This is a genomic window from Pelagovum sp. HNIBRBA483, assembly GCF_040931995.1.
Taxonomy (GTDB): domain Bacteria; phylum Pseudomonadota; class Alphaproteobacteria; order Rhodobacterales; family Rhodobacteraceae; genus JAEPMR01.
In genome coordinates this window covers 149,940-175,898 of record NZ_CP162412.1, presented here as the reverse complement: position 1 = coordinate 175,898, position 25,959 = coordinate 149,940, and the positions used below count along the sequence as shown (strand labels likewise).

Below are 25,959 nucleotides of genomic sequence, written 5' to 3'. Positions count from 1 at the left end.
CGGATATTCTCCGCGTATCCGTGACGCGATCATATCAGGAGTTATCCATGCGCCCGTCCGGTAGACAGATAAACGAAATGCGCCCGATTTCAATCGAAGTCGGCGTAACCCGCCACGCTGAAGGTTCGTGCCTCATCAAATGTGGCGATACCCATGTCCTTTGCACCGCAACCGTCGACGAGCGCGTTCCACCGTTCATCAAAAACTCAGGCCTAGGCTGGGTTACGGCGGAATATGGTATGCTTCCCCGCGCCACCCATACGCGCATGCGCCGCGAAGCTAAGAACGGCCAGTCTGGTCGCACACAAGAAATTCAGCGCTTGATAGGCCGCAGCCTTCGTGCCGGAGTGGACCGTGTCGCATTGGGCGAGCGCCAGATCACGATCGACTGTGATGTCATCCAAGCCGACGGTGGCACCCGTTGCGCGTCCATCACAGGCGGTTGGGTGGCGCTACGTTTGGCGGTCAACGCATTGATGAAAGCTGGCGATGTTATCAGTGACCCGCTGTCCGATCCGGTATCGGCCATCAGCTGTGGCATCTATGCCGGTCAGCCCGTACTCGATCTGGATTATCCCGAGGACAGCGAAGCCGGCGTCGACGGCAACTTCGTCATGACTGGCAACCGCTTGATCGAGGTTCAAATGTCCGCCGAGGGCGCAACATTCTCGCGCGAGCAGATGAACGCCCTCCTCGACCTTGCTGAAAAGGGAAGCGCCGAGCTGGCGGCGGCCCAAATCGCAGCGACATCATGACCCGAAAGTTCGACGCAACCGAGTTGGTTGTTGCCACGCACAATCGCGGCAAGCTTGAGGAGATCGCCGCGCTGCTGGCGCCTTACGGCATAAGCCTATCGTCAAACAGTGATCACAGCCTGCCAGAACCGGAAGAAACCGAGGACAACTTCATCGGGAATGCGCGGATCAAGGCCCACGCCGCCGCAAAGGCGACGGGCCTCCCCGCTTTGGCAGATGACAGTGGGATTTCGATCGACATTCTGGACGGTGCGCCAGGGGTTTACACCGCCGACTGGGCAGAAACGCCGAACGGGCGTGATTTCGTGATGGCGATGGAAAACACCTGGGCAAAGATTCAGAACGCCTCCGGCACGCCCCCATACACCGCGCGTTTTTGCTGTACCTTGGTGCTGGCTTGGCCGGACGGTCATGATGAGGTGTTTGAGGGTGTCATGCCAGGCCAGATTGTTTGGCCAATGCGCGGTGATCAGGGTCACGGTTACGATCCGATATTCCAGCCTGATGGGTATGAGTTGACCTTTGGGGAAATGGATCGCTGGGAAAAGAACAAGATCAGCCACCGCGCGGATGCCTTCCGCAAATTCATCGCGGGTTGTTTTGACTGAAAACTGGCAGGAAAGCGGCTTCGGCCTCTATATCCACTGGCCGTTTTGTGCTGCTAAATGCCCCTATTGTGACTTCAACAGCCATGTCAGCGCTCGCATTGACCAAGACCGTTGGAAACAGGCCTATATTCGCGAAATTGCGCGCCTTGGCGAAATCACGGAAGGGCGCATTCTCTCTACCGTTTTTTTTGGAGGCGGCACGCCAAGCTTGATGAATGGTGACGTGGTTAAGGCGATCCTAGACGAGGTTCGCCGAAATTGGCGCTTGTCAAATAACGCAGAAATCACGTTAGAGGCTAATCCAACCTCCGTTGATGCAGGTCGATTTGCGGCGTATCGCGAAGCCGGCGTCAACCGACTCTCAATTGGAATTCAGGCTCTGAACAACGAGGATTTGCGCCTTTTGGGGCGCCTTCATTCCGTCGAAGAAGCCCGCGCTGCCTTTCAAACCGCTCGCGATATTTTTCCAAGGATAAGCTTTGATCTGATCTATGCGCGCCAAAACCAAACCCTTGCGGACTGGAAGACAGAATTGCTTACCGCGCTCGATCAGGCGGTGGACCACCTTTCACTTTATCAACTCACCGTTGAGGAAGGCACAGCATTTGGCGACCGCTACGATGCAGGGAAGTTGCGCGGCCTACCCGACGAGGACCTCGCGACTGAAATGTACGAAGCCACACAAGAAATCACCGAGGCGGCAGGCTTCCCCGCATATGAGGTTTCAAACCACGCAAGAGACGGCGAGGAATCCAGCCACAACCTGATATACTGGCGGTATGGAGACTACGTTGGAATCGGCCCCGGTGCGCATGGCCGCTTGAGCCTCGACGGAGATCGTTTGGCGACCGAGGCTTACCGCGCGCCCGGAAAGTGGCTCGCCGCAGTCGAGTCGGGGAGCACATCAGAGCACCCCATCCAAAAGCTCTCCACAGAAGACGTACTATCCGAAACGCTGCTCATGGGCCTTAGGCTGCGCGAGGGCCTGCCAGTTCATCGGTTTGTATCGCTCGCAGATGACCGGATTCATCAAAACATTGCAGAAACCAAAGAGCTTGGCATGCTTACTGAAGAAAACGGCAACTTGGCGTTGACAGAGAAGGGGCGGCCCCTTCTCAATGCCGTTCTTCGCAAAATCCTAGATACCTAGCTGCCGGAAAGCGCCCGCATCAGATCGTCAAGCTGATCAAAAGACCGGTAGCTGATGATCAGTCGGCCGTGTTCGCCCTTGGGATCATGATCGATTTCTGTCCTCATGCCCAATGCCGCCGATAGTTCATTTTCTAACGCGACCGTATCTGCGTCCTTTCGGCGGGAAGAGGCGCCACTCTTAGCGCGGGCTTTACCGGATGTTGATAGCCCTTTCTTCACCAAAGCTTCTGTCGCGCGAACAGAAAGACCTTTTTTAACAACGGTTTGTGCCAAAGATAGAGCATCATCATGCCCCACAAGCGCCCGCGCATGCCCTGCGGAAAGCTTTCCATCCGTCACCATTTGCTGAACACTGTCCGGGAGGCTCAGCAGGCGCATCAAGTTGGCGATATGGCTGCGGCTTTTTCCCAACGCTGCGGATAACTTCTCCTGTGTATGGCCAAAGCGCTCCATCAACTGACGATAGCCCGCAGCCTCATCTATAGCATTGAGATCTGCGCGCTGAATGTTTTCGATAATTGCGATCTCCAAAACCTCAATATCGTCGAGCTCGCGTACAATCACGGGCACATCATGCAGCTTCGCCCGCTGCGCCGCACGCCAGCGGCGCTCCCCCGCAACGATCTCGAAATTCCCGTCCTTCGCGGGGCGGACAATCAGGGGCTGGATAACACCCTTCTCACTGATAGATGCGGCGAGGTCGTCTAACAGTTCTTCATCGAACTGACGGCGAGGCTGATCCGGATTGGGAACAATTTTGTGTATTGGCAACTTCTGATCCGAAGGCAGAGATGAGCTGCTGGCCTTCTCGTCCGGCAAATCCGCAAGGAGCGCTGACAAGCCACGGCCTAAACCTCTGTTTTTGTTAGATTTTTCAGCCATCACACCCTCTATTAAAGCTCATTGCGAATAAATTCTTGCGCCAATTCTCTATACGCCTGACTACCCTTAGAAGTGGTATCGTATTCAAGAATAGACATCGCATATGAAGGAGCCTCGCTCAGCCGCACATTCCGCGGAATTCGAACCGCGTAAACCAAATCACCCAAGTTGTCGCGGGCATCCGCCTCAACCTGCTGGCTCAAATTATTGCGGATATCAAACATGGTGAGGACGATTCCCGCGATCCGCAAGTCTGGGTTAGCAGAATGTCGCACTTCGCGCAGGGTCAGCATTAGCTGTGACAAGCCCTCAAGCGCATAGAACTCTGCCTGAAGCGGAACCAACACCGCATCAGCCGCCACCATAGCGTTTACAGTCAGAATGTTCAGCGAAGGAGGGCAATCGATCAATACGACATCCAGCCCAAATGCATCCATGGAAGGTTGTCTGAGAGCATCGCGCAGCAGAAAAACCCGTTTTGCATTATCCATCAGTTCGATATCAGCCGAACTGAGGTCCGTCGTCGCGGGCACTACAAGCAAATTCGGGTTCGACGTCTCGTGAAGGATTTCATAAATCGGCTTGTCACCAATCAAGAGATCGTAAGTGGTTGCGTTACGCGCGCGCGGATCGATCCCAAGGCCTGTTGAAGCGTTCCCTTGCGGATCGAGGTCGACAAGAAGGACCTTTTTACCTGCTTCGGCCAAAGCCGCGGCAAGATTCACCGCTGTCGTGGTTTTACCAACACCACCCTTTTGGTTCGCAACAGCGACTATTTTCGGTGGGTTGTGGCGGCTTAGATCAGGCACTTTTCAGCTCTTTTATCGTCAGTATCCGGGCACTGCTATCGGTGATACTTTGAGTTTGCCTGAGTTCAAAGCGCCAATCCTGTCGTGCGTCGACAATTTCGTCTTCCGCGCCCCTGCCCTTTGGAAAAATGCATATCCCCCCATCGCTCAGGTGCAAATCCGCAAAAAGAAGCAGCTTACCAAGAGATGCGAGCGCGCGGGCAGATATAACATCAGCTTCAAGCGGGGATACCTCATCAATACGCTTTGAAATCACTTCAGCATTCAGCCCCAGTTCTCTTACGGCCGTTCTGAGGAAGACGCTTTTTCGTTGATCGCTCTCGAGCATCGTTATCCGCGCGTCAGGGTTAAATTCAGCCGCCATTGCCGCAACAACAACCGCTGGAAATCCGCCGCCACTTCCAAAATCCGCCCAATGGGTGAACCTCATAGGGGCCAAATGATAGATTTGTGCAGAGTCGACGATATGACGGTTCCAGATATCGCCGCTCGTTGCCTTGGAGATCAGGTTTATCTTGGTCGTCCAACGCGCGACCAGCTCCTCGAATAACTCCAATCGCTCCACTGTTTCACGTGAAACATTCGGCCCGCCAGGAAAGTGGAGCTGCCTGCTCATCCAGCCTTCGCCCCCTCAAGCCTTTTGATCCGTGCAAGAATCAGCATAATTGCCGCGGGTGTCATCCCATCCACGCGCCCCGCCTGAGCAATGTTTTCAGGCCGCACGCTTGCAAGTTTGCCCTGTAGCTCCTTTGACAGTCCGGTAATAGACGAATAGTCCAGATCACTTGGAATTGCCAAGGATTCGTCCCTTTCAAGCGTTTCAATGTCACGCTTCTGGCGCTCAATATAATGCGCATAGAGAGCGTCTCGCCTAATCTGGTTCAATGTCTCTAACTCGACGTCGGCCGCTGACGGCAGAACCGAGAGAAGATTATCGCGATCAAAATCATTCAGCGAAAGGGCTTCAAGAGCGGTCTTGGAAGGGCCATCCGGATTAAGATTTGCACCCGTTTCAGCAATCTGGCGAGCGGTGAGCAGCACATCGCTCAATTTGTCCCGAGTCGATTGGATGCGCTCCATTTTCTCCAAGAAGTGATTCCACCTGATTCCACCTACGCAGCCGATTTCGTGCCCCACACCCGTCAAGCGCTGATCGGCATTGTCTGCCCTGAGCGCCAAACGAAATTCCGCGCGGGACGTGAACATCCTATAAGGCTCCGCGACACCGCGCGTAACGAGATCATCAATCATGACGCCGATATAAGATTCTCTGCGGCTAAAAGTAATTTCATCTCCACCCTTTGCGCGCCTCGCAGCATTCAGCCCTGCGACCAATCCCTGCGCACCGGCCTCTTCATAACCCGTTGTGCCATTAATTTGTCCAGCCAGATAAAGCCCTGAAACGTTCCTAGTTTCCAGCGTGGGCCGCAGCGCGCGGGGATCGACGTAATCATATTCAATCGCGTACCCTGGCTGAAGTATCTTGGTATCTTCAAGACCCCGTATGGAGCGAACATACGCCTCCTGAACGTCCTCCGGCAACGACGTGGAAATCCCGTTTGGATAAACGGTATGATCATCAAGTCCTTCCGGCTCCAGGAAGATCTGGTGAGATTCCTTGTCCGCAAACCGGACAATTTTATCCTCGATCGATGGGCAATAGCGCGGACCAATTCCATCAATCCGTCCGCCATACATCGCGGACCGGCCAAGGTTTTCTCGAATAATTTCATGCGTTTGCGTATTTGTGTGAGTGATTCCGCACGAAATCTGTCGCGCCTCTGGAGCCCATGAGAGGAACGAAAACAACGTCGGCTCATCGTCACCCGGCTGGCTCTCTAGGATATCCCAACTAATCGTTCGCCCATCCAAGCGCGGCGGCGTTCCCGTTTTCAATCGGCCGAGTGGTAACCCAAATTGGTCAAGCCTCTCGGCCATTCTCACCGACGGCTTGTCGCCCATGCGACCACCCGAGTAAGACACGTCACCAATATGAATAACACCGCGCAAGAAGGTGCCAGTGGTGAGCACAACTGCCGCGGCGGAAAGTTCAGATCCATCCGCCAGTACAACACCGCCAACTGTATCATCACCCTCCAGGAGCAGATCAACGGCCTCGCCCTCAATCACTAGCAAATTCGGCTGCGCCTCAATCTGCCGCTGAACCGCGGCACGATAAAGCGCGCGGTCCGCCTGCGCTCGCGGACCCTGAACCGCCGGACCTTTCTTCCTGTTCAACAGGCGAAACTGAATTCCAGCAGCATCCGCGGCGCGGGCCATGACCCCGTCTAGCGCATCAATTTCACGAACAAGATGTCCTTTACCCAAGCCACCGATCGCCGGATTACAGGACATAACGCCGATGCCCTCTTTCTTAAGCGTAACCAGCGCGGTGTTGGCACCCATACGCGCCGAAGCGCTCGCCGCTTCAGTTCCAGCATGACCGCCACCAATGACGATGACATCGAAATCAAACTGTTTCACGTGAAACATCCTCACTTCCCGATGCAAAAACTGGCGAAAATCTCACCGAGGATCTGCTCAACATCGACGCGCCCAACAATTTGATCAACGGCCCGCGATGCCGATCGAATTTCTTCCGCAACGATATCATCACCGAACCCAACGGCGAGCAGGCGCCTCGATTCATTCAAATGATCAATACCGCGCAACAATGCAACCCGATGCCTCTCACGCATTGCGATACCAACATGCGCCGCGCGGGATCGCAACTCCCCACCCACGGTTTCAATCAGCTGGTCAATACCAGCCCCCGACACCGCAGAGATTCCGAAGCCATCGACAGAGTAAAGATCACTTTTGCTGTGCGCAACGACGTCGCCCTCTTGCACGTCAACAAGCGGTACACCATCTGGTAGCAGCAAATGAATGCGCAAATCGGCCTTATTGGCCCGTTCAATCGCTCGCGCAATGCCAATCCGTTCCACCGTGTCATCCGAATCTCGCACGCCTGCCGTATCCAGAAAGGTGACAGGCAGCCCCAGCAAATCCAGCCGCACTTCGATAACATCACGGGTCGTTCCCGCTATTTCGGATGTGATCGCGGCATCACGGCCGGCAAGACGGTTCAAAAGCGTTGATTTACCTGCATTCGGCGGACCGACAATCGCAACCTCGAAGCCTGACCGAATTCGCTCCGCGATACCGACGCCCTTAGCCTCAGTACTCATTTCAGCGGCGGTCACAGAAAGCAGTTCGCTTACCTCAGGTGAGACATCAACTGGCACTTCTTCGTCGGCAAAATCGATAGTTGCCTCGATCAACGCCGCTGCACGGAGCAACGCAGCCCGCCAACGCTCGGCTTTCTCCCCGAGCGCACCGGAGAATACCCGCTGCGCCTGCTTCCTCTGGGCTTCTGTCTCAGCGTCAATTAGGTCTGCAAGCCCCTCCACCTGGGCCAGATCCAGCCTGCCATTTTCCAAAGCGCGGCGCGTGAACTCACCCGCCTCGGCCATGCGCAGCTCAGGACGCTCAGCCAAATCTCCCAAAACCGCTGAAATAATTGCCGGGCTGCCATGCAGATGCAGCTCAACCACCACCTCACCGGTAAAGCTTTGCCCCTCGCCAAACGTCAGAAGCAAAGCTTCATCAAGAACCTCACCAGAGAGTGCATGGACTTGCCGTAACGCCCGCCCATGTTCCGGCAGTTGCCCGCACATCTTTTCAGCGACGGATCTCGCTTCAGGGCCAGAAATCCGAATTACTGCAACGCCCGCTTTACCCTGCGCCGTGGTCAGCGCAAAGATCGTATCCATGTTAATAACCCTTTGTTTTAAATGGGTTATGTGTTCATTGAGTCAAAGAAGTCAGAGTTCGTCTTGGTCTGCTTAAGCTTAGAAATAAGGAATTCGATCGCGTCTGTCGTCCCCATCGGGTTCAGAATACGGCGCAGTACAAACGTCTTCTGCAAATCGCCCTTGTCGATCAAAAGGTCTTCTTTCCGTGTACCGGACTTCAACACGTCAATCGCAGGGAAGACGCGCTTATCCGCAACCTTACGATCAAGAACGATTTCCGAGTTGCCCGTGCCTTTGAACTCTTCGAAGATAACTTCGTCCATACGGCTACCCGTGTCGATCAGCGCCGTTGCAATGATCGTCAACGAACCGCCCTCTTCAATGTTCCGAGCCGCGCCAAAGAACCGCTTCGGCCGTTGCAGAGCATTGGCATCGACACCACCAGTCAACACCTTACCGGACGATGGAACGGTAGTGTTAAAAGCACGGCCCAAACGGGTAATCGAGTCCAGCAAGATCACCACATCACGCTTATGCTCTACCAAGCGTTTAGCCTTCTCAATCACCATCTCCGATACAGCAACGTGCCGCGACGCTGGTTCATCAAAGGTAGAAGATACAACCTCACCCTTCACAGAGCGCTGCATATCCGTCACTTCCTCGGGCCGTTCGTCGATAAGCAAAACGATCAAGTAGCACTCAGGATGATTCCGCTCGATCGAATGCGCGATATTTTGCAGCAGAACCGTTTTACCTGTCCGTGGCGGCGCAACGATCAATGAACGCTGCCCTTTACCGATCGGCGCCACAAGGTCGATGATCCGCGCGGAACGGTCCTTGATCGTCGGATCTTCCTCAATCTCCATCTTCAGCCGCTCATCGGGATAAAGCGGCGTAAGGTTATCGAAGTTGACTTTGTGCTTAGCTCGCTCAGGGCTCTCGAAATTGATCTGTTCAACTTCGGTCAAAGCAAAGTAGCGTTCGTTCTCGCTCGGCTCCTGGATCACGCCTTCGACCGTATCGCCCGTGCGCAATGAATGTTGGCGGATCATCTCTGGGCTTACATAGATATCGTCAGGACCGGGCAAATAGTTTGCCTCCGGCGACCGGAGGAAACCAAACCCATCTTGAAGAACTTCAAGCACGCCATCGCCACCGATGACCCAGCCTTCCTCTGCCCGTTCCTTCAGAATCGAGAACATCATGTCGCCCTTGCGCATGGTCGAGGCGTTCTCGATGTCGAGATCCTCTGCCATCGACAAAAGATCCTTTGGGCTCTTGGCTTTTAGATCAGCCAGATTCAAACGGTCATCAGCCATTTGCATATCCTTTAACAACCGCTCAGAACGGTCAGCTTTATATTTTCAATTGGAATACATCCCACCGGACGGCAGGTTTTCGGTCCCTACGCTGGTTTAACGTATGGAGTCAACAAAACCGCTCAAAATGGGCGAACAATCACCATCACCACAATGATCAACATCAGGACCGTCGGTATCTCGTTAGCAATCCGGTATGATCGGCCCGACAGCGCATTCTTACCCGCCGCAAAATCCTTTCTTCTTGCGGAAAGCCATCCATGAACACCGGTCATAGCAATCACTGAAGCCAACTTGATCCACGACCAAGCCTCACCCCAGTCAAAAGCACCCATGCCCATGAGTATCAATCCGAAAAGCCAAGATGAAACCATCGCAGGCCGCATGATCACGCGCAGCAGCTTCTCTTCCATAATCTGGAAGGTACGGTCCAACTCCGAGCCAACCTCAGCTCGCTCCGCATGGTAGACATAAAGGCGAGGGAGATAGAACATACCCGCCATCCACGAAATCACCGAAACGACGTGCAGTACCTTGAACCAAGGATAAGCGGCCCAGAGAAAATCAGTCATCAAGCGCTCCCGTTTCAAAGCAATAAAAATAAAAGAATATATATAGAAAGGAAGTAGTTTCAGTAGTGCTGTGCATATATCGGGATTTTGTTTTTTTCCACAGGCTTATCCCGTTTTCCCAACCTGACCTGAGAAAGAAGCGCTTTCGAAAATTCATAAATAAATTCTATATTTCATATACTTATGAAAGAAACTAAATTTCTTGTTCCGCTTCTGTTCCCGTAGACAGTACAAATCCCGCTGAGTCGTCCACAACAGCGAAGTTATCCTTTTCCAGAGGGGATAAGAACACTACGATAGTCGCATGACCTGGTCCTATCTCCACAATGTCCTGATGAAGGTAGTTTTCCAGTCAATCATCCCGTGAGTCGCCCTCGTATTTGTTCGCAGGTTTATCCACATGCCCTTGCCTCTGATCCTCGCTTCCGGTTCGAAAATAAGAGCACAATTGCTCGAGCAGGCGGGGATCAAAGCCACTGCGCTGCCAGCTCGCATTGACGAAGATGCGATAAAATCCGCCCTGCTGGCGGAAGATGCCTCGCCGCGTGACATTGCCGATACACTGGCAGAAATGAAAGCGCGGAAACTCTCAGACAAACACCCCGATGCGCGTGTGCTCGGGTGCGATCAGGTTCTCGAACATCAAAAAGAGCTGCTCTCAAAGCCCAAATCGGTTGAAGACGCCCACGAACAGTTATTACGCTTGCGTGGGCAAACGCATAGCCTCCTGTCAGCGGTGGTGCTTTATCATGAATGTAAGCCGGTTTGGAGGCATGTGGGCGTCGTGCGCCTTACGATGCATGATTTCAGTGACGACTACCTTTCATCATATCTGGAAAGAAATTGGCCATCCATTTCCGAATCTGTCGGCGGCTACAAGCTCGAAGAAGAAGGCGTTCAGCTTTTCAATCGCATCGAGGGTGACTATTTCACAGTTCTGGGCCTCCCTTTGCTGGAAATCATCAGTCACTTAAAACTAACAGGATACCTAGCGTCATGAGCGATCATCGTATTCCGCTGGCAGGTGTGATCGGCAATCCTATCGCCCATTCGCGATCCCCGCGCCTGCACCGCCATTGGCTCAAAACGTATGATATACTTGGCGACTATATCCCACTTCATGTCGAGGGCGATGACTTGGAAGTTGTCCTCAAAACATTGCCGAAGATGGGGTTCGTCGGGGTCAATGTCACCATCCCGCACAAGGTCCATGCTCTCCATATTGCGGATCAGGTCACTGACCGCGCGACATTGATCGGTGCAGCCAACACCCTGACATTTCTCGCTGACGGTAAGATCTACGCTGACAATACAGATGGATACGGGTTCATCGAAAACCTCCGTCAGAACGCTCCTGATTGGCAGGCAAATTCCGGCCCCGCGGCGGTGTTCGGTGCCGGCGGTGCAGCGCGCGCAGTTATTGTCTCTCTTCTGGATGCAGGAGCGCCGGAAATCTTATTATCAAACCGCACCCGCGCAAAAGCCGAAACGTTGAGAGCTGAATTTGGCTCCCGCGTAACGGTTGTCGAATGGGTTCAAGCCGGAAATATGCTTGAGGAGGCCACGACCGTCGTAAACACAACCTCGCTGGGCATGAAGGGCGCGGCAGAGTTCAGGGTGCCGCTCGACGGCCTACGCCGCGATGCCGTTGTGACTGATCTAGTTTACACGCCTCTACGCACGCCTCTGCTCGATACAGCCGAGAAAATGGGCTGCACCACTGTTGATGGGCTTGGCATGTTGCTTCATCAGGGTGTTCCCGGTTTCGAGCGTTGGTTTGGGACCCGTCCTGAAGTCGATGACGCTCTCCGTCGCGCCGTTCTTGCATGAGCACTCTGATCGGTCTTACCGGCTCGATTGGCATGGGCAAGTCCACCACTGCCGCGATGTTTGCAGCGCAAGGCGTGCCAGTTTGGGATGCCGACAAAGCCGTTCATCGCCTCTACGCTAAATCAGGTGCCGCAGTAGCACTGGTAGCACAATTGGTTCCTGTCGCCCTTGGACCCGAAGGAATAGACCGCACGCGCCTTAGTGAAGCGCTGGAAAATGACCCATCCCTTTTTCCAAAGCTCGAAGAGATCGTTCACCCGCTTGTCGCGCAAGACCGCGCCAACTTCATCAGTGCGCACCCCGACGAACCATTCCTGCTTTTCGATATTCCACTGCTTTTTGAAAATGGCGCGGAAGATTGGCTCGATGTAACGGTCGTCGCCTCCGCTCCGCCCGATCTTCAGAAATCGCGCGTTCTTGCCCGCGAAGGCATGACCGAGAGCAGGTTAGATATGATCACGTCGCGCCAGATGCCCGATGCCGAAAAGCGCGCCCGTGCCGATTACATTGTCCCGACGGTTGATATGGACACCGCACGCGAAGCCGTGACAAACATACTCGCAGAACTGGGGAAAACTTCAAAAGATGCGTGAAATCGTTCTCGATACCGAAACCACAGGTTTTGAACCCGACGAAGGCGACCGTATCGTCGAGATCGGCGCAGTAGAGCTTGTTGGCCACGTCCCGACGGGCAAAACCTACCATCAATACATCAACCCGCAGCGGGCGATGCCCGAAGAGGCATTTAAGGTGCATGGGTTGGGCGATGAATTTCTAGCAGATAAACCGCTGTTCGCCGATATTGCTGATGAATTCCTCGCTTTTATCGGTGACGCAAAGCTGGTCATCCATAACGCCAGTTTCGATATGAAGTTCCTCAATGCCGAGCTTTCGTGGGCAAAGCGCAAACTCATTCCAAACGATCAAGCGCTTGATACGCTGGCGATTGCCCGCCGCAAATTTCCCGGCTCTCCGGCCTCCCTCGATGCGCTTTGTCGCCGTTTCGGAATCGACAATGCGTCGCGTACATTGCACGGCGCATTGCTCGACAGTGAGATACTCGCGGACGTTTATCTTGAGCTCATCGGCGGGCGACAGCCCGACTTGGTACTGTCTCAAGGCAATTCGAGCGGCACCAAGGGCGTGTCGACAGGATCTGACTGGCGGCCAACACCGCGCCCCACGCCCCTACCTTCGCGCCTTACAGAAAAAGAGGCCACCGCCCATGCTACCTTTGTCGAGGCGATGGGCGACGGCGCTCTTTGGAAGTCCGCTTCCAGTAAGTAGTCAACCTTAGTTAGTCGGCTGACCCTCTTTTTGCTCTTGTACGCGGCGCGCGATCTCATTGCGGTAAAGCGCAACAAAATCAATCATTTCGAGGTTCACCGGCGGGAAGCCACCATCTCGGCTGATGTCACTGACAAGGCGACGCACAAACGGGAATGTAATGCGCGGGCATTCGATCATCAGGTAAGGGTGCAACTGTTCGGCAGGTAGGCCTTCAACATGGAAGATACCAGCATATTCCATCTCGATCACGAACAGCGTGGTCTGATCGGATTTGGAAGTCGCAGTTACGTTCAGCTTTGTGATGACCTCATACTGGTTCTCAGTCGCACGCTTTCGCGCATCAAGGTTCACGCTGACTTTAACTTCCGGCTGAACATCGCCCTGAGCGCCTTTCTGGACAAGGATATTCTCGAAAGAAAGGTCGCGAATATACTGGGCCAGCACCCGCATCTTAACCTGCGGCTGCTGTGTTTGATCGGCCGCTGCGCCATCCGCCTTGTTTTCTGGCGTATCTGCCATTTTGTCTCTCCCAATAAAAATGTCCGCGAATGTCTAGCAGCGGTCAACGACCGCTACAATGGCAGCGCTAACTAATGTTTCGTCCAGCCTGAATTTCCGTTCGAGTTTGGCGGGTTCCGGTCGTTATCTGCGGTCACATCCTCGTAGTCGATATCGGTGACCACACCGTCTCTCTCACTGTGGTAATGGTATTCGCGTCGGCTAGCCTCAAACTCGGCCACCGTTGTGCGTGATTTGATCCAGTTGAACGCAGCCCGCCTCACAGGTGGCACAAGTAGCGAAAACCCCACAAAATCTGTGAAAAACCCCGGTGTCACCAGCAATGTGCCGGCCACGAGGATCATCGCGCCATGGGCCAAGGGTTCCGCCGGATTGCGTAGTTCATTGAAGCTGCGCTTGATATTAGCCATTTCCCGAGTGCCTTGTTCCCGCACCAGCCAAGCACCAAGGAAGGCGGTCGCAAGTACGATCAACAGCGTCGGCCAAAGCCCGATTACCCCACCAACCTGAATGAACAGGCCGATCTCGAGCAGCGGTATGCCCACAAAGACTAGAAACAGCCACATAATAACACCTCAGTTAATCCGTCCTCTGGTGGACTTGACCCCACCCGTATCCTACATAAGTGGCGAATGAGCGAAATACTACGCTGCATTCCGTATTGAAGGGGTACTGATGGACATGCCAATCATCCAGCTTTTGGTTCTTGCAGGGATCGCGATATTTTTGATCCTACGCTTGAGAAGCGTTCTTGGAACCAGAGATGGTTTCGAACGTCCACCCGTTTCTCATTCCGAAGATGAAGACCGGCGCAATTCGTTCGAGGTTATCGACGGCGGCCCCGATCACGATATCATTGACCATGCCGCAGAGGGCAGCCCGATGGCAGATGCTCTTTCCGCCATAAAACGCGCCGATAACAGCTTTAACGTTGGTGAATTCCTAGGCGGCGCACGCGGCGCCTACGAGATGATCCTAATGGCTTTCGAGAATGGCGAACTTGACGATGTCGTCCCCTATCTTTCGCCCGAGGTTTACGAGGCTTTTGCTGAAGTCGTTGATGAGCGGGAAAAGCAAGGCCTGAAGGTCGAAGCAACCTTTGTTGGCGTAAGCGACACCAAGCTTATTGCCGCTGAGTTTGATCAGGCAAGTGGTGAGGCAGATATCACCGTGCGCTTCTCCGGTGAGTTCACCTATGTTGTTCGCAACGCCGAAGGCGAGATCGTTGAAGGCAGTACCAGCGAGATCAAGCGCCAGCGCGATACATGGACCTTTTCTCGCAAGATGGGAACCGACGATCCCAATTGGCTCTTGGTCGCTACCGGCGAGTAAGCTTATGGAGTCTACTTCCTCATTACGCGCCGGTTTCATGGGCATTTTGGGCCAATGAGCCGGCGTCGGAGGAGATTATCTAGCGAAGAGAAAGAGCTGTGGGATCGCGTGGCGGAGCGCACGATCCCGCTCGACCCTCGGCCAAAGCCTCAGCCCGAAAACGCTGCACCCGAAGATAAACCCAAGCCGCCAATTGCATCCCACTCACATGACCGTGATCTTGCGGCCTCCCACTCCATTCGTGGTTTCCGTGTCGGTGAGAAGGCCAATCCTTTACCGCGCCCGCACGATCTGGCCCGCCCGATCGCCGATCACGTTCGCAATGCGCCCCTTCAAATGGACGCCCGCGCATTCGGCAAGATGACCCGTGGCAAGCTAAAACCAGATGCCCGCATCGACCTTCATGGCATGACGATTGAGGAGGCCCACCCTGCACTGATCTCATTTGTTCTGGGCGCTTATGATCGCGGTCATAGGCTGGTGTTGGTGATCACGGGAAAGGGCAAGGATCACGACACTCCCGGCCCGATCCCCGCCCGTTATGGTGTCCTGCGGCATCAGGTTCCGCAATGGCTTGCTCTACCACCATTCAAGCAGGCGGTTCTACAGGTGACGCCCGCACACATCCGCCACGGCGGACATGGCGCGTATTATGTCTATCTACGGCGTCGCGGCGCGTAGGGGCGCAACACTGGCAATCCCGACTGTCAGCAACACCGACACAATCACAAACACTGCTGAAATGCCCAGCATTTGTGTTTCCAGCCCGATACCTGCAGTTATCAAAAAGCCCGTTACTCCCGGCCCAATGGCCGAGCCCAGCACCATGATCGCCGACGCCATCGCCTTGATAGACCCAAGGTAGCGTGTTCCATAGAACTCGGCCCAAAAGGCCGATGGCAGCGTTGCGTTCACGCCTGACGAAATGCCCAAGCACACAAACGCCGGTAGCGCTTGCCACGGCGTCTCCGCAAAGGAAAACAGCACAAAGGCAATCGCAAACGGCAGTTGATAAACCGGCATGATCCGCGCCGTCCCGAATTTGTCGATCAGAAAGCCCGAAAGCACCATCGCACCAATGGCACTTGCCGTGTAGAACGGGAAGAACGCGACAAGCTCGATATGTGCCCAGCCTTTGATTTCAGAGAACTGCACCTGCTGGAAGAAAAAGGCGGTGTTAAAAGCGGGCGGGGCCAAGAGCGCCGGCACAAGAAACCAAAAAAGCCGGTTTCGCAGCACCTCGCCGCGCCGCCAATGACGTCCACCTAACCCGAACGATTCCGTCTCCGCAGCAACAGCGCTCGGTGTTCGCTCAAGTCGCAACAGCCGCCAAAGCACTGGCAGGAATAAAAGAGAGATGCCCGCCGCGACAACCCACAGCGTTCGCCAGTCAAACAGCACCATCAACGCAACGAAGATAATCGGCAGGACCGCCTCTGCGACTGAAAACCCAAGCGACGCTACTGCCAGCGCTCGCCCGCGCGCCCTTACAAACCAGCGCGCCATCGCGACGGCGCCGATATGGCTCATCATGCCTTGCCCGCTCAGCCGCAGTGCAAAAATGACCAGTGGAAGAAGGGCCGCGCTCACATTCCATGCCATGAAAAGGCAGGACGCCGCGAGCAAGATCAACGTCACCGCGCCGATGGCCCTCGCGCGGAAAATATCCGTCAAACTCCCCGCCCAGATCATCACCGCAGCCGAAGCAGTCGTGCCCAGTGCATAGATCCCACCCCAAGCGGCGTGGCTCAGCCCATATTCCGCGCGAATTTCACCAGCGAAAAGCGAAATGAAAAAGGTCTGCCCAAAGGCAGACCCGAACATCATAAGAAATCCGGCTGTCAGAAAGGGCGCGTTGAGTCGCAAGAAATCGAGCTGTCGCATGCCCGATCTCTTGCGCGGTTCCGCCTAAAAGAAAAGCGTTTTCTAGAGGACGTAGCGGCTCACATCCGTCGAGCGGCTCAATTCCCCCAAATGTTCTTCGACAAAGGCATCGTTGACGGTCACTGTCTCACCTGCCCGATCCGGCGCGGTGAAGGACAGTTCCTCAAAGACGCGCTCCATAACCGTGTAGAGCCGCCGCGCGCCGATGTTTTCCACCGCCGTGTTCACCTCCGCTGCAATTCGCGCCAATGCGTCGATTCCGTCCTCGGTAAACGCAACCGTTACCTCTTCTGTTCCCATCAATGCCTTATATTGCAGGGTCAATGCATTGTCCGTCTCGGTAAGTATCCGCACAAAGTCGCCTTCGGTGAGGTCGCGCAGTTCGACACGGATTGGCAACCGCCCCTGAAGTTCTGGGAGCAGGTCTGAGGGTTTTGCCACATGAAATGCGCCAGACGCGATAAACAGGATATGATCGGTTTTCACCGCGCCGTGCTTTGTCGAAACGGTCGTCCCTTCAATCAAAGGCAGCAAGTCGCGCTGAACTCCTTCGCGGCTGACATCACCGCCGCGGGCCTCTGCGCGGGCACAGACTTTGTCGATTTCGTCCAGAAAAACGATCCCGTTCTGCTCTACCGCCTCAATCGCCGCTTTGGTGACGGTTTCGTCATCCAAAAGCTTATCAGCCTCTTCCGAGAGCAGAACGTCATAGCTCTCGGCCACGGTCATCTTTTTTCTTACGGACCGCTGAAAGGCCTTCCCGAAAATATCACCCAGATTCATCATTCCGGGCATGCCACCGCCGCCAGGTTGCCCAGGGATTTCAAACCCGCCAAGTGGGTTTGACTGGTCCTGTACTTCCAGCTCGATCACTGTGCTGTCCAGCTCGCCGCTCCGCAACTTCCGCCGAAAGGACTCGCGTGTACCTTCCCGCGCATCCGTTCCGGCCAGCGCTTCGATCACGCGATCTTCGGCCGCCGTGTGCGCATTGGCCCGCACTTCGTCGCGCATCTGCTCGCGAGTGTTTAAAATTGCAACGTCAACCAGATCGCGGATGATCTGCTCCACATCGCGGCCCACATACCCAACTTCAGTGAATTTCGTCGCTTCTACTTTGATAAAAGGTGCCTTCGCCAATTTCGCCAGTCGTCGCGAAATCTCGGTCTTACCCACGCCAGTTGGCCCGATCATCAGGATGTTTTTCGGGTACACCTCATCTCGCAGATCATCGCCCAATTGCTTGCGCCGCCAGCGATTGCGCAGCGCAACGGCAACGGCGCGCTTGGCTTCCTTCTGGCCGATAATAAAGCGGTCCAGTTCTGATACGATTTCACGGGGGGTCAGATCGGTCATTTCTTCAGGCTTTCCACCGTCAGGTTTCCATTCGTGTAAACACAGATATCAGCTGCAATCGCCATCGCGCGGCGGGCGATCTCTTCCGCACTCAGGTCGCTGTCGATCAGTGCGCGTCCAGCGGCAAGCGCATAGTTTCCGCCCGACCCGATCGCTGTAACATCGTGTTCTGGTTCCAAAACGTCACCAGCGCCAGTGATGACAAATAGATCGCTGCCGTCCGAGACGATCAGCATCGCTTCCAGCTTTTGTAGGTACTTGTCTGTGCGCCAGTCCTTTGCCAGCTCGACCGAAGCCCGCGCCAATTGCCCCGGCGCGGCTTCGAGCTTTTTCTCCAGTCGTTCGAGCAGGGTAAAAGCATCCGCCGTCGATCCGGCAAAACCGGCGATCACATCATAGCCGCCGGGCGAAAGCCTCCGTACCTTACGCGCTGTTCCTTTGATCACTGTTTGGCCAAGGCTTACCTGCCCGTCACCGGCGATAACCACCTCGCCACCCTTTCGCACACCGATAATCGTCGTGCCGTGCCATCCGGGGAATTCGTTATCAGCCATGAGAACAGCATCCTTTTTCTACCTTTGGTCTTATATGGCCGCCGCTATCGCGCCCCGCAACCATACAAAAGAAAAAGGGCGCCACTGCGGGCGCCCGTTTCCTAATTTCTGTCAGCCGGCTCAGATCGAGCTGTTGATCCAATCCGCCAGCGCTGCTTTAGGGGCTGCACCTGCGCGGTTCGAGATCACTTCACCGTCTTTGAAGATGAACAGTGCCGGAATGCCCCGCACGCCCATCTGGGCGGGTGAATTGGGGTTTTCATCGACATTGACCTTGGCAATTTTGATTTTGCCATTCATCTCTTCGGAAAGCTCTTCGAGAGCCGGTCCGATCATTTTGCAGGGGCCGCACCACTCCGCCCAGAAATCCACAACAACAGGGATATCGGACTGGCGGACTTCGGCGTCAAACGTGTCGTCGGTAACTGCTACGGTTGCCATAAGGTCTCTCCTCGGCGCTATGTCTAGGGCGGGAACCTAAGTAGCCCACAACAGATGGTCAAGGGACCGCGCTGCGCCGGAGCGCTTCTAGGATCAATTCTTCGGGAACTGGCATCAGTTTAGCCTCTGCCGTCCAGAGAACCGCGCTGTGAATGGCGTGATCTGGATAGATCTGCTTCAGCGCAGATGCATAAGCGCCAAGTTGCCGCAATATCGCTTCAGGCGTATCTTCGGGCCGCTCGGGAACAATCCTGTTTGTCTTGAAGTCAACTGATAAAACAGTGCGCTCATTTACGATCAGCCGGTCGATTGTGCCATGCATGCGCCGCCCATCCAATTCGGGGAGCGCCGCGGTAATAGGCACCTCCGAGAGCCCGTCGGATTTGAACAAAAATCCTAACGACGGCTCGCCCACCAACGAAACCGCGTCTATGGCGATTTGCGTAGCATTGGGTAAGAGCGCCGCGTCTGGATCGTTGTCGCATATCATCCGCGCGACAGCACCTCTCTCCTCGGGCGGCATTGCGGGCAAATATTCCAGCAACCTGTGCATCAGCCGCCCTGTCGCCAGCGCGACCTCCTCGGATACGCCATCCGCTGTCGCTTCGGCCACCACCTTCGCGCCGCCAAGATCTGAGGGTGCAAGTGTGCGCTGCGTCTTTGGCGGTGTTGGCGTCTTGCCAAAAACAGGGCGCTGCGGGCGCGTTGGGCGCAGCGGTGCGTGTTCTCTCAGCGGTGGCGCTTCCCAATCAAGATGCGCCAGCCGCAGCCCTTCTCCAGATGGCATGACGCAAGGCACCGCACCCGCCGCCTGCATCCCGTCAGAGACTGTTTGATACCAGTTGAACGGACTGGTGCCTTGCTTGCCTGCCCCCGCTACGATCAGCCACTTTTCCGCCCGCGTCATCGCAACGTACAGGAGCCGCCGCCTCTCTTCGTTCTGCCGCTCTTCCGCTTCGTCGGCTAACTCATGTATCGCGCGGGGTCGCTCGTTCTTGTTGGGCGCCCAAAGAAGCGTACTGCCGGACTGGAAAAACTGCTCGGTCTGTCGGCTCGAGTCCGCCACCGTATCGGGCAGGATCACAATCGGTGATTCAAGCCCCTTTGACCCATGAACCGTCATCACGCGGATGCGGTCGCCCGCTGAGTCCAATTCCCGTTTTAGCTGCGTTTCGCCGCCCGTGATCCAACAAAGAAACCCTGTCAGGCTCGGCGTCGCACTGCGCTCATAGTCCAACGCCTGCGAAAGCAGCGCATCGAGGCTGTCTTCAGCCTCCTCGCCCAACCGCGCAAGCAGTCTAAGCCGCCCGCCATGCTGAATGAGTATGCGTTGGATGAGCTCGTATGGTCGCAAAAAGTCCGCCTGATCACGCAGGTCTTTCAGGATGGCGAAGGTATCTTCCTGCTGGTCTTTGGCCTCCCGCAATGCGGGCCACAGATGCTCCTGCCGTCGGTGATGCGCGAGGGTGAAAAGCTCTTGTTCGCTCCAGCCAAAGAGCGGCGACTTCAACGCAGTCGCCAGCGACAGGCTGTCCTCCGGCAGCGCCAGAAAATTCAGAAGCGCCAAAACATCGCGCACCGCGAGCGAGTCCGACACGATCAAGCGGTCCGCACCCGCCACATTCAGCTCTTTCGCCTTGCAGGCCCGAATGATCTGTTCCCCCAGCCCCGCCCGCTTGCGCACGAGAATGAGAAAATCCCCAGCCCGCACTGGCCTTCGGATGATCTGATGGTTTTCATCCTCATCGGGGATGGTTTCCTCGCGGATCATCCGCCCGATCTCATCGGCAATCATTTCCGCCAGCCGGATGTCATGATGTTCCTCGCTGGGCAGATCAACGGGATCATACCACGCCGTTTCATCCTCTGCTTTTTGCGAAACCTCCAGCGCCGGCCAAAGGTCCACCCGCCCGGGCAGCGCCTCTTTGAACGCAATATGGTTCATATCGTCATCCAGCCCCGCCCGCCGGTCGCCCTCAAAGCAACGATCAACCAGCGACAAGATTGCGTGCGACGAGCGGAACGAATGCTGAAGCGTCAGAGAAGCGAGGCGCTTTTCAATAGCAGATAGCTGCCCGTCAAAATGGGTACGCATGCGGTCAAAGCCCGCGGGATCAGCGCCTTGGAACGAATAGATCGATTGCTTCTTGTCTCCGACAACGAAAATTGTCCGCTCTCGCTCCGGCTGCGCTCCCTCGCCACTGGCAAATTCGCTGGCGAGCGCCCGCACCACATCCCATTGGGCAGGGCTGGTGTCCTGCGCCTCGTCCACCAGAATGTGGTCTATTCCGCCGTCGAGTTTGAACAGCACCCATTGTGCAACGGCGGCATCTGTCAACAAAAGCCGCGCCTTGCGGATCAGGTCATCAAAATCGACCAAACCCGCCCGCAGCTTTCGCTCTTCATAGAGGCTTACAAACTTCTGGCCGAAGCCATGAAGCGCAACTGACTTCGGCAAGGCATCCAGCGACAGCACAGTGTCGCGCGCCTCGGCAACCTGTGCGATCCATGCATCGATTTCATCAAGGAAATGATCGCACACCGCGCGAACCTGTTTGTGGTTTGTCTGCGGATAGCGTCCTATTTTTGGCTCGTTTTTGGAGTCGATGAACATTCGGCAGGCAGCCTCATACCCCTCCCTCAATGGCGCGGAGAAGTCGATTTGTTCCAAAACAGCCAGTTCTTCGCGGTATTTCGGGGAGAGGTCGCTGCGAACATCTTTAAGCTGGTCCACCACCGCCTTCCCGCCGCCAAGCGCATGGGCAAAAGCCGTCTCATAGCTGTCGTGCGGCGTAAGCCCAAGTGCCGTGCGCAGGTCATCAGTGCTGCAAGGGGAGAAGAAGAAATCTCGTTCTTTCGCTACCTGTTTCGCAAAGGAGATCAGGTTCTTGTCGTGCAGATAGCGCACCACTGCGTCAATTTCCGCAGCGCCCTTTCCGCTCGCCATCGCGTCGAGTGTATCCATCAGCGCATGCTGGGCGGAGATTTCATCCATCTCGCGGAACTGTGGGCTGATACCTGCCTCCAATGGGAAGCGCCGCAAGATCATCGCGCAAAAGGAATGGATTGTCTGAATTTTCAGCCCGCCGGGCGTCTCGATCGCGCGCGCAAACAAGCGCCGCGCCTCCCGCAGCGTATCACCGTCCGGCGCCGGGCCCGCGCCCATCTTCTCCAGATCGGCGCGCAGGGCGCCATCTTCCATCATCGCCCATTTGCCCAACCGCGAGAAAAGCCTGTTCTGCATCTCCCCCGCCGCTGCGGTGGTATAGGTCAGGCAGAGGATGTTTTGCGGTTCTGTTCCTTCTAGCAAAAGCCGCGCCACGCGGTCCGTCAGAACCCGTGTCTTGCCCGAACCCGCATTCGCCGAAAGCCATGTCGAGGCGCGGGGATCAGCAGCATCAACCTGCCTTTGTGTGGCGTCGTTCCGTTGGATCATTTCAGATCCTCCCGTTTCGGCAGATCGGTCATCGACCACTCGCCAAACCGTGCAAGATGGTCAAAATCGTGCTCCTCATCCGCCTTTTCAACCGCCATCCGCGCGGTGTAGCCCCGCTTCGGGCTTTGCCACGCCTTCAGGAGCTTCTTAAAATCTGCCCATGACTCGTCGCTGCTGATTTCATCAAACGGCGCGGGCACGACGCCTTTGCCTCTCCCCACACCAATAAACGCAGCATCAGAAACCCGCCGCTTTCCAACCTCCTCAAAAGCACCGCGTTCGATCATCGCCGCCTGCAAGAGAAGTTGCTTATCAAAGGCGATCTGCATCTTTTTCGTAGGAACAGAGCCTGTTTTGTAGTCATAGAGCCGCGCCACGCCGTCCGCCGCGATATCTACCCGATCCGCTTTCGCAGTCAGCTCAAACAGCGGATCATCAATGGTGATCCTGCCCTTCGTCTCGAAGCATGTTGGTTCGGCGGCCGCCTGTCTGGTGATTTCGTCTTCCAAGAATGGCACAATCGCTTCCGCGAGATGAACTTCCCAAAGTCGCCTGATCGTGGGCCAAGGGCAATGTTCATCCAGATACCGTCGCGCGATTGTAAGAAATGCCTCAGCTGCGGCTGGGTCGGCAGGGTCATGCCGTGCTTTGATAAACTCTTCCAAAGCGTCATGGATGATATTGCCGCGCGCCATTGCTGTCGGTTCAGGTGACAGCGGCAAGAGCCGCCGCAGCCTCAGAGTTTTCTGCGCATAGATTGCATATGGGTCGCGGATCAATGTGCGGATTTGCGTGACCGAAAGCTGTGTCGGGCGGCTCTGAAGCGGCGGCGATGGGGCAGGGCGCGTTGCTGGGGGGTGCGCCGCCCGCTCCTCATCTGTTGGCGTTGCCAAGGTTGCCGCCTCCGCACACCATTTCGCGCCTTCCGCTTTCATCTCCGCCAACCGTTGGGGCCCGTTCAGCCCCTCAAGCCCACCAAGCAGGTTTTCCAGTCGGTTGAGCCAGCGCGATGGCACCGTCTGCGCATCAGCCGAACGTATCGCACGGGTCAGCCAGACCTCTTTTCCGCAAACTGCCTGTTGAAAGTCATGCGCCGAAAGCCCGATTTGCCGTTCTGGGAGTAACAGGCCCGTTTCCGCCCGCATCACACGGTTCAGCCACGGGTCGGGCGTGGGTGCGCTGGGCCAAACACCTTCATTAAGCCCACCGATAATGACCAGATCCGCGCCCTGAACCCGCGCTTCGAGGGTACCCCAAATCTTGATGCGCGGATCGGGGATATCGGCGTTTCGCACCTCGCCACGCGCAAGAATTGAGCCAAAAAGGCTTATATAGTCTCTATTTTCTATTAATCCGCCCGCATCGGCGTGCTGGCGTAGTTCGGCCAGTATACCGTGAACAACCCGTCCGGCATCCTCTTCCCACAGCGCACCGCTGCCAGCGGCCTCCGGCCCAGCGCAAAGAGCCTCGCAGCGGGATATGTGCTGTTCTAGAAAGTCTGCGAGCGGCAGCGCTCTCTCGCTATGCAGATCTGCGGTTGCGGCACCGACCCACGCCGCCCAAGCGCTGCGCCCTTCATCGGCGTCTTCGCCCTTCGCGGCCCATTCCAGCAAGTCATGCAGAGTCGGGTAAGGCGGGCCATCATTGCGCAGCCACAACTCTAATTCCCGCGTCCGTCGCAGGTGCGGGCCGCGTTCAGCGCCTGACGAGCTGTTGGTCAGGGGGTGTTTCAGGATTGTCAGCAGCGCTTCTGCTGTCAGCGGTCCTGCGAACAGATCCGCTACATGGCGCAGCAAACGTCCCGGTGGTGACAGCTGCGCGGGCTGGCCAGCACTGTCATCCGGGACGATTCCCCAGCGCCGCAACCCGGCAGCCACCTCCCGCGCGAGTGAACGGTCAGGCGTGATCAACGCGCTTGTTTTGCCTTGCTCCAACGCGGCGCGCAGGCGCAGCGCGATTGTTTCGGCCTCAGCGCGCGGCGAAGGGGCTTCGAGCAGGGTTAATCCATCAGTTGCGGCGCTCAAATCCCCCAATTTTGGCCCTTCTGAGAGCCATTGGTCCGTCACAGGCGCTGGGCGCAGCGCCAGCGAGATCAGCCGGTTGCACGCAGGATTTCGGTCAGCTGAATCCGCCCAGAGCACTACATCCCGCGATGTTATTCCCAGCCGCGCCATCAATGCCTTGGCGCGGTATTGTGGGTGGTCCGGATCCGCAGTGCCGCGAGATTTTCCAAGCGCCTCCCAGTCTCGCGCATTCATCGCATCGTCATATCCGGGCAGGACGACTGCGCCTTGTGGCAAGCGGGCGACGGCCTCCATTAAGAGCGCAGTAGCACCGCGTGATCCGGTCGAGCCAGCAATGATAATCGGGTGGTTTGGTGGCGATTTTTCCCAGTTAGAGACTGTTTTCTCGATAACCATCCGCTGGCGCGTTTCCATATCGGGGCGCGTCGCACTGTCATCAAAGACGGATTGCACGATGTTGAAAAACGCAAGCGACCGCGCCCAGTGGCCTGAGCTGTCGCTCACGTCCAGCTGTCGTATCGCCTCGGGCGACACGCCTTCCCCGTGCATTTCGTCCATCAGGTTGGCAAGGCTGTCGGACAGATCATAGATCGCGCTGCGTGGGGCGATATCGGGCGTTTTTTCGATCAGCCGCGCCACAAGCTGCGTCAGCTCCAATCTGCGGCGCAGCGGCGCGACAGGTGGCGGGATGTCGGAAGCAACGGGCCGCAGGGCCAGATCACCAAGCAATTGGACTCGCGGCAGTAATCTTGGTGGCCCTGCGTCGAACAAAGTGCGCAGGCGTTCCTGCATGCGCCGTGTATTGACGAAGATTTCTATCCGCGCCACCGCTTCCGGTGGCATACCTGTGCAGCGTGCCTCAAGTCCCTTGATGAAGTCCCGCCCGAAATCCGCGCCGAGCGGCAGTGCGAACAGGCGCGGCGTATCGCTTGGTTCAAACATGAGCGCCCGCCAGTTCGGCTACCATTTTTTGTAGACGCGGCTGCCAGCTTTCGTCACCCACCAGAATGGCCGTTCTGCCCGTATCCTTTGTAAAGAGCGAAAGGGTGAGCGCGTTTTCTGGCCGGGCGTCGCCCATCCGGTCCGGCCATTCGATCAGACAGATGGCCGCTTCCATTGCCATATCGAGGCCCAGCTCAAACAATTCGTCAGGATCGGTGAGCCTGTAAAGGTCGCAATGCCAGATCTCCCCGTGTGCGGTGTTGTAGGTTTGCACTAATGTGAAGGTCGGGGAAGGGATATCCTCAGGCTGGAGCAGGCCTGCTTCAATCAATGCGCGCGCGAGGCTGGTCTTCCCCGCGCCAATGTCGCCCTCCAGCAGCACCGTATCGCCAGCGTGCAGCAGTTCTTGCAGCGCACGGCCGAGCTGCCGTGTTGCAGCTTCGTCCGGAAGCGAAAGGGAGAGCGGATCACAATGGGCAGCCATATCCCAAGACTAAAT

25 protein-coding genes are annotated in these 25,959 nt (G+C 56.1%); 9 read left to right on the top strand and 16 right to left on the bottom strand.

Going from position 1 to position 25,959, the window contains the following annotated elements; translation table 11 throughout:
• Window positions 1-47 precede the first annotated feature (47 nt).
• The 3 genes from rph to hemW are packed head-to-tail and all read left to right on the top strand — an operon-like array spanning window position 48 to window position 2,513.
• Entirely contained in the window at window positions 48-755 is a 708-nt protein-coding gene (rph, locus tag AB1E42_RS00885; RefSeq protein WP_368345123.1) for a ribonuclease PH, read from the top strand.
• The gene (rdgB, locus tag AB1E42_RS00880; RefSeq protein ID WP_368345122.1) at window positions 752-1,363 is read left to right on the top strand and encodes an RdgB/HAM1 family non-canonical purine NTP pyrophosphatase; all 612 of its coding nucleotides are present in this window, start codon (window positions 752-754) and stop codon (window positions 1,361-1,363) included. Before rph ends, rdgB begins: the two co-directional genes overlap by 4 nt.
• Window positions 1,326-2,513, top strand: coding sequence for a radical SAM family heme chaperone HemW (hemW, locus tag AB1E42_RS00875; RefSeq protein ID WP_368345121.1), 1,188 nt, complete (start codon window positions 1,326-1,328; stop codon window positions 2,511-2,513). The genes rdgB and hemW overlap by 38 nt, the downstream gene beginning before the upstream one ends.
• On the opposite strand, the gene AB1E42_RS00870 is transcribed toward hemW, so the two are convergent.
• From AB1E42_RS00870 to hemJ, 7 genes are all read right to left on the bottom strand, one after another.
• The gene (locus AB1E42_RS00870; RefSeq protein WP_368345120.1) at window positions 2,510-3,397 is read right to left on the bottom strand and encodes a ParB/RepB/Spo0J family partition protein; all 888 of its coding nucleotides are present in this window, start codon (window positions 3,395-3,397) and stop codon (window positions 2,510-2,512) included. The two genes, hemW and AB1E42_RS00870, sit on opposite strands and share 4 nt — an antisense overlap.
• A gap of 11 nt (window positions 3,398-3,408) precedes the next feature.
• Complete coding sequence (locus AB1E42_RS00865) at window positions 3,409-4,206, bottom strand: ParA family protein (protein WP_368345119.1); 798 nt, start codon at window positions 4,204-4,206, stop codon at window positions 3,409-3,411.
• On the bottom strand, window positions 4,199-4,822 hold the full coding sequence (rsmG, locus tag AB1E42_RS00860) for a 16S rRNA (guanine(527)-N(7))-methyltransferase RsmG (RefSeq protein WP_368345118.1): 624 nt from the start codon (window positions 4,820-4,822) through the stop codon (window positions 4,199-4,201). Before rsmG ends, AB1E42_RS00865 begins: the two co-directional genes overlap by 8 nt.
• Window positions 4,819-6,699 carry a tRNA uridine-5-carboxymethylaminomethyl(34) synthesis enzyme MnmG gene (gene mnmG / locus AB1E42_RS00855; protein WP_368345117.1) on the bottom strand — a complete coding sequence of 627 codons (1,881 nt, stop codon included), beginning with the start codon at window positions 6,697-6,699 and terminating at the stop codon, window positions 4,819-4,821. The genes rsmG and mnmG overlap by 4 nt, the downstream gene beginning before the upstream one ends.
• A 2-nt stretch (window positions 6,700-6,701) precedes the next feature.
• The gene (gene mnmE / locus AB1E42_RS00850; RefSeq protein ID WP_368345116.1) at window positions 6,702-7,982 is read right to left on the bottom strand and encodes a tRNA uridine-5-carboxymethylaminomethyl(34) synthesis GTPase MnmE; all 1,281 of its coding nucleotides are present in this window, start codon (window positions 7,980-7,982) and stop codon (window positions 6,702-6,704) included.
• Window positions 7,983-8,008: 26 nt separating this feature from the next.
• The gene (rho, locus tag AB1E42_RS00845; RefSeq protein ID WP_368345115.1) at window positions 8,009-9,283 is read right to left on the bottom strand and encodes a transcription termination factor Rho; all 1,275 of its coding nucleotides are present in this window, start codon (window positions 9,281-9,283) and stop codon (window positions 8,009-8,011) included.
• 122 nt (window positions 9,284-9,405) lie between these two features.
• Window positions 9,406-9,855, bottom strand: coding sequence for a protoporphyrinogen oxidase HemJ (hemJ, locus tag AB1E42_RS00840; protein ID WP_368345114.1), 450 nt, complete (start codon window positions 9,853-9,855; stop codon window positions 9,406-9,408).
• A gap of 400 nt (window positions 9,856-10,255) precedes the next feature.
• Between hemJ and AB1E42_RS00835 the strand changes: the two genes are divergently transcribed.
• From AB1E42_RS00835 to dnaQ, 4 genes are read left to right on the top strand one after another with little or no spacing between them, the layout of a single operon-like run.
• Entirely contained in the window at window positions 10,256-10,855 is a 600-nt protein-coding gene (locus AB1E42_RS00835) for a nucleoside triphosphate pyrophosphatase (protein WP_368345113.1), read from the top strand.
• Window positions 10,852-11,685 (top strand): shikimate dehydrogenase, encoded by an 834-nt coding sequence (locus tag AB1E42_RS00830; RefSeq protein WP_368345112.1) that lies wholly within the window; start codon window positions 10,852-10,854, stop codon window positions 11,683-11,685. Before AB1E42_RS00835 ends, AB1E42_RS00830 begins: the two co-directional genes overlap by 4 nt.
• Window positions 11,682-12,278, top strand: coding sequence for a dephospho-CoA kinase (coaE, locus tag AB1E42_RS00825; RefSeq protein WP_368345111.1), 597 nt, complete (start codon window positions 11,682-11,684; stop codon window positions 12,276-12,278). The genes AB1E42_RS00830 and coaE overlap by 4 nt, the downstream gene beginning before the upstream one ends.
• Entirely contained in the window at window positions 12,271-12,972 is a 702-nt protein-coding gene (gene dnaQ, locus AB1E42_RS00820; RefSeq protein WP_368345110.1) for a DNA polymerase III subunit epsilon, read from the top strand. The genes coaE and dnaQ overlap by 8 nt, the downstream gene beginning before the upstream one ends.
• A gap of 6 nt (window positions 12,973-12,978) precedes the next feature.
• Here the strand turns inward: dnaQ and secB are convergent, their stop codons facing one another.
• Both secB and AB1E42_RS00810 read right to left on the bottom strand, forming a co-directional pair.
• Complete coding sequence (gene secB / locus AB1E42_RS00815; protein ID WP_368345109.1) at window positions 12,979-13,494, bottom strand: protein-export chaperone SecB; 516 nt, start codon at window positions 13,492-13,494, stop codon at window positions 12,979-12,981.
• A 71-nt stretch (window positions 13,495-13,565) separates the two neighbouring features.
• Window positions 13,566-14,060: an FxsA family protein gene (locus AB1E42_RS00810; RefSeq protein WP_368345108.1), complete on the bottom strand. Its 495-nt coding sequence runs from the start codon at window positions 14,058-14,060 to the stop codon at window positions 13,566-13,568.
• A 109-nt stretch (window positions 14,061-14,169) separates the two neighbouring features.
• Here AB1E42_RS00810 and AB1E42_RS00805 point away from each other — a divergent pair, with 109 nt between their 5' ends.
• Both AB1E42_RS00805 and AB1E42_RS00800 read left to right on the top strand, forming a co-directional pair.
• Window positions 14,170-14,826: a Tim44/TimA family putative adaptor protein gene (locus AB1E42_RS00805; RefSeq protein ID WP_368345107.1), complete on the top strand. Its 657-nt coding sequence runs from the start codon at window positions 14,170-14,172 to the stop codon at window positions 14,824-14,826.
• A gap of 54 nt (window positions 14,827-14,880) precedes the next feature.
• Window positions 14,881-15,507, top strand: a complete 627-nt coding sequence (locus AB1E42_RS00800) for a Smr/MutS family protein (RefSeq protein ID WP_368345106.1) — start codon at window positions 14,881-14,883, stop codon at window positions 15,505-15,507.
• Here the strand turns inward: AB1E42_RS00800 and AB1E42_RS00795 are convergent.
• The 7 genes from AB1E42_RS00795 to tsaE form a co-directional block, all read right to left on the bottom strand.
• Window positions 15,487-16,710 carry an MFS transporter gene (locus AB1E42_RS00795; RefSeq protein WP_368345105.1) on the bottom strand — a complete coding sequence of 408 codons (1,224 nt, stop codon included), beginning with the start codon at window positions 16,708-16,710 and terminating at the stop codon, window positions 15,487-15,489. The two genes, AB1E42_RS00800 and AB1E42_RS00795, sit on opposite strands and share 21 nt — an antisense overlap.
• 42 nt (window positions 16,711-16,752) lie before the next feature.
• The gene (gene hslU / locus AB1E42_RS00790) at window positions 16,753-18,063 is read right to left on the bottom strand and encodes an ATP-dependent protease ATPase subunit HslU (RefSeq protein ID WP_368345104.1); all 1,311 of its coding nucleotides are present in this window, start codon (window positions 18,061-18,063) and stop codon (window positions 16,753-16,755) included.
• Window positions 18,060-18,617: an ATP-dependent protease subunit HslV gene (gene hslV, locus AB1E42_RS00785; RefSeq protein WP_368345103.1), complete on the bottom strand. Its 558-nt coding sequence runs from the start codon at window positions 18,615-18,617 to the stop codon at window positions 18,060-18,062. The genes hslU and hslV overlap by 4 nt, the downstream gene beginning before the upstream one ends.
• Before the next feature lie 120 nt (window positions 18,618-18,737).
• Window positions 18,738-19,058 carry a thioredoxin gene (trxA, locus tag AB1E42_RS00780; protein WP_368345102.1) on the bottom strand — a complete coding sequence of 107 codons (321 nt, stop codon included), beginning with the start codon at window positions 19,056-19,058 and terminating at the stop codon, window positions 18,738-18,740.
• Window positions 19,059-19,116: 58 nt separating this feature from the next.
• The gene (gene addA / locus AB1E42_RS00775; RefSeq protein ID WP_368345101.1) at window positions 19,117-22,494 is read right to left on the bottom strand and encodes a double-strand break repair helicase AddA; all 3,378 of its coding nucleotides are present in this window, start codon (window positions 22,492-22,494) and stop codon (window positions 19,117-19,119) included.
• Window positions 22,491-25,460, bottom strand: coding sequence for a double-strand break repair protein AddB (gene addB / locus AB1E42_RS00770; RefSeq protein ID WP_368345100.1), 2,970 nt, complete (start codon window positions 25,458-25,460; stop codon window positions 22,491-22,493). Before addB ends, addA begins: the two co-directional genes overlap by 4 nt.
• Window positions 25,453-25,944, bottom strand: coding sequence for a tRNA (adenosine(37)-N6)-threonylcarbamoyltransferase complex ATPase subunit type 1 TsaE (gene tsaE, locus AB1E42_RS00765; RefSeq protein WP_368345099.1), 492 nt, complete (start codon window positions 25,942-25,944; stop codon window positions 25,453-25,455). The genes addB and tsaE overlap by 8 nt, the downstream gene beginning before the upstream one ends.
• Between the last annotated feature and the right edge of the window lie 15 nt (window positions 25,945-25,959).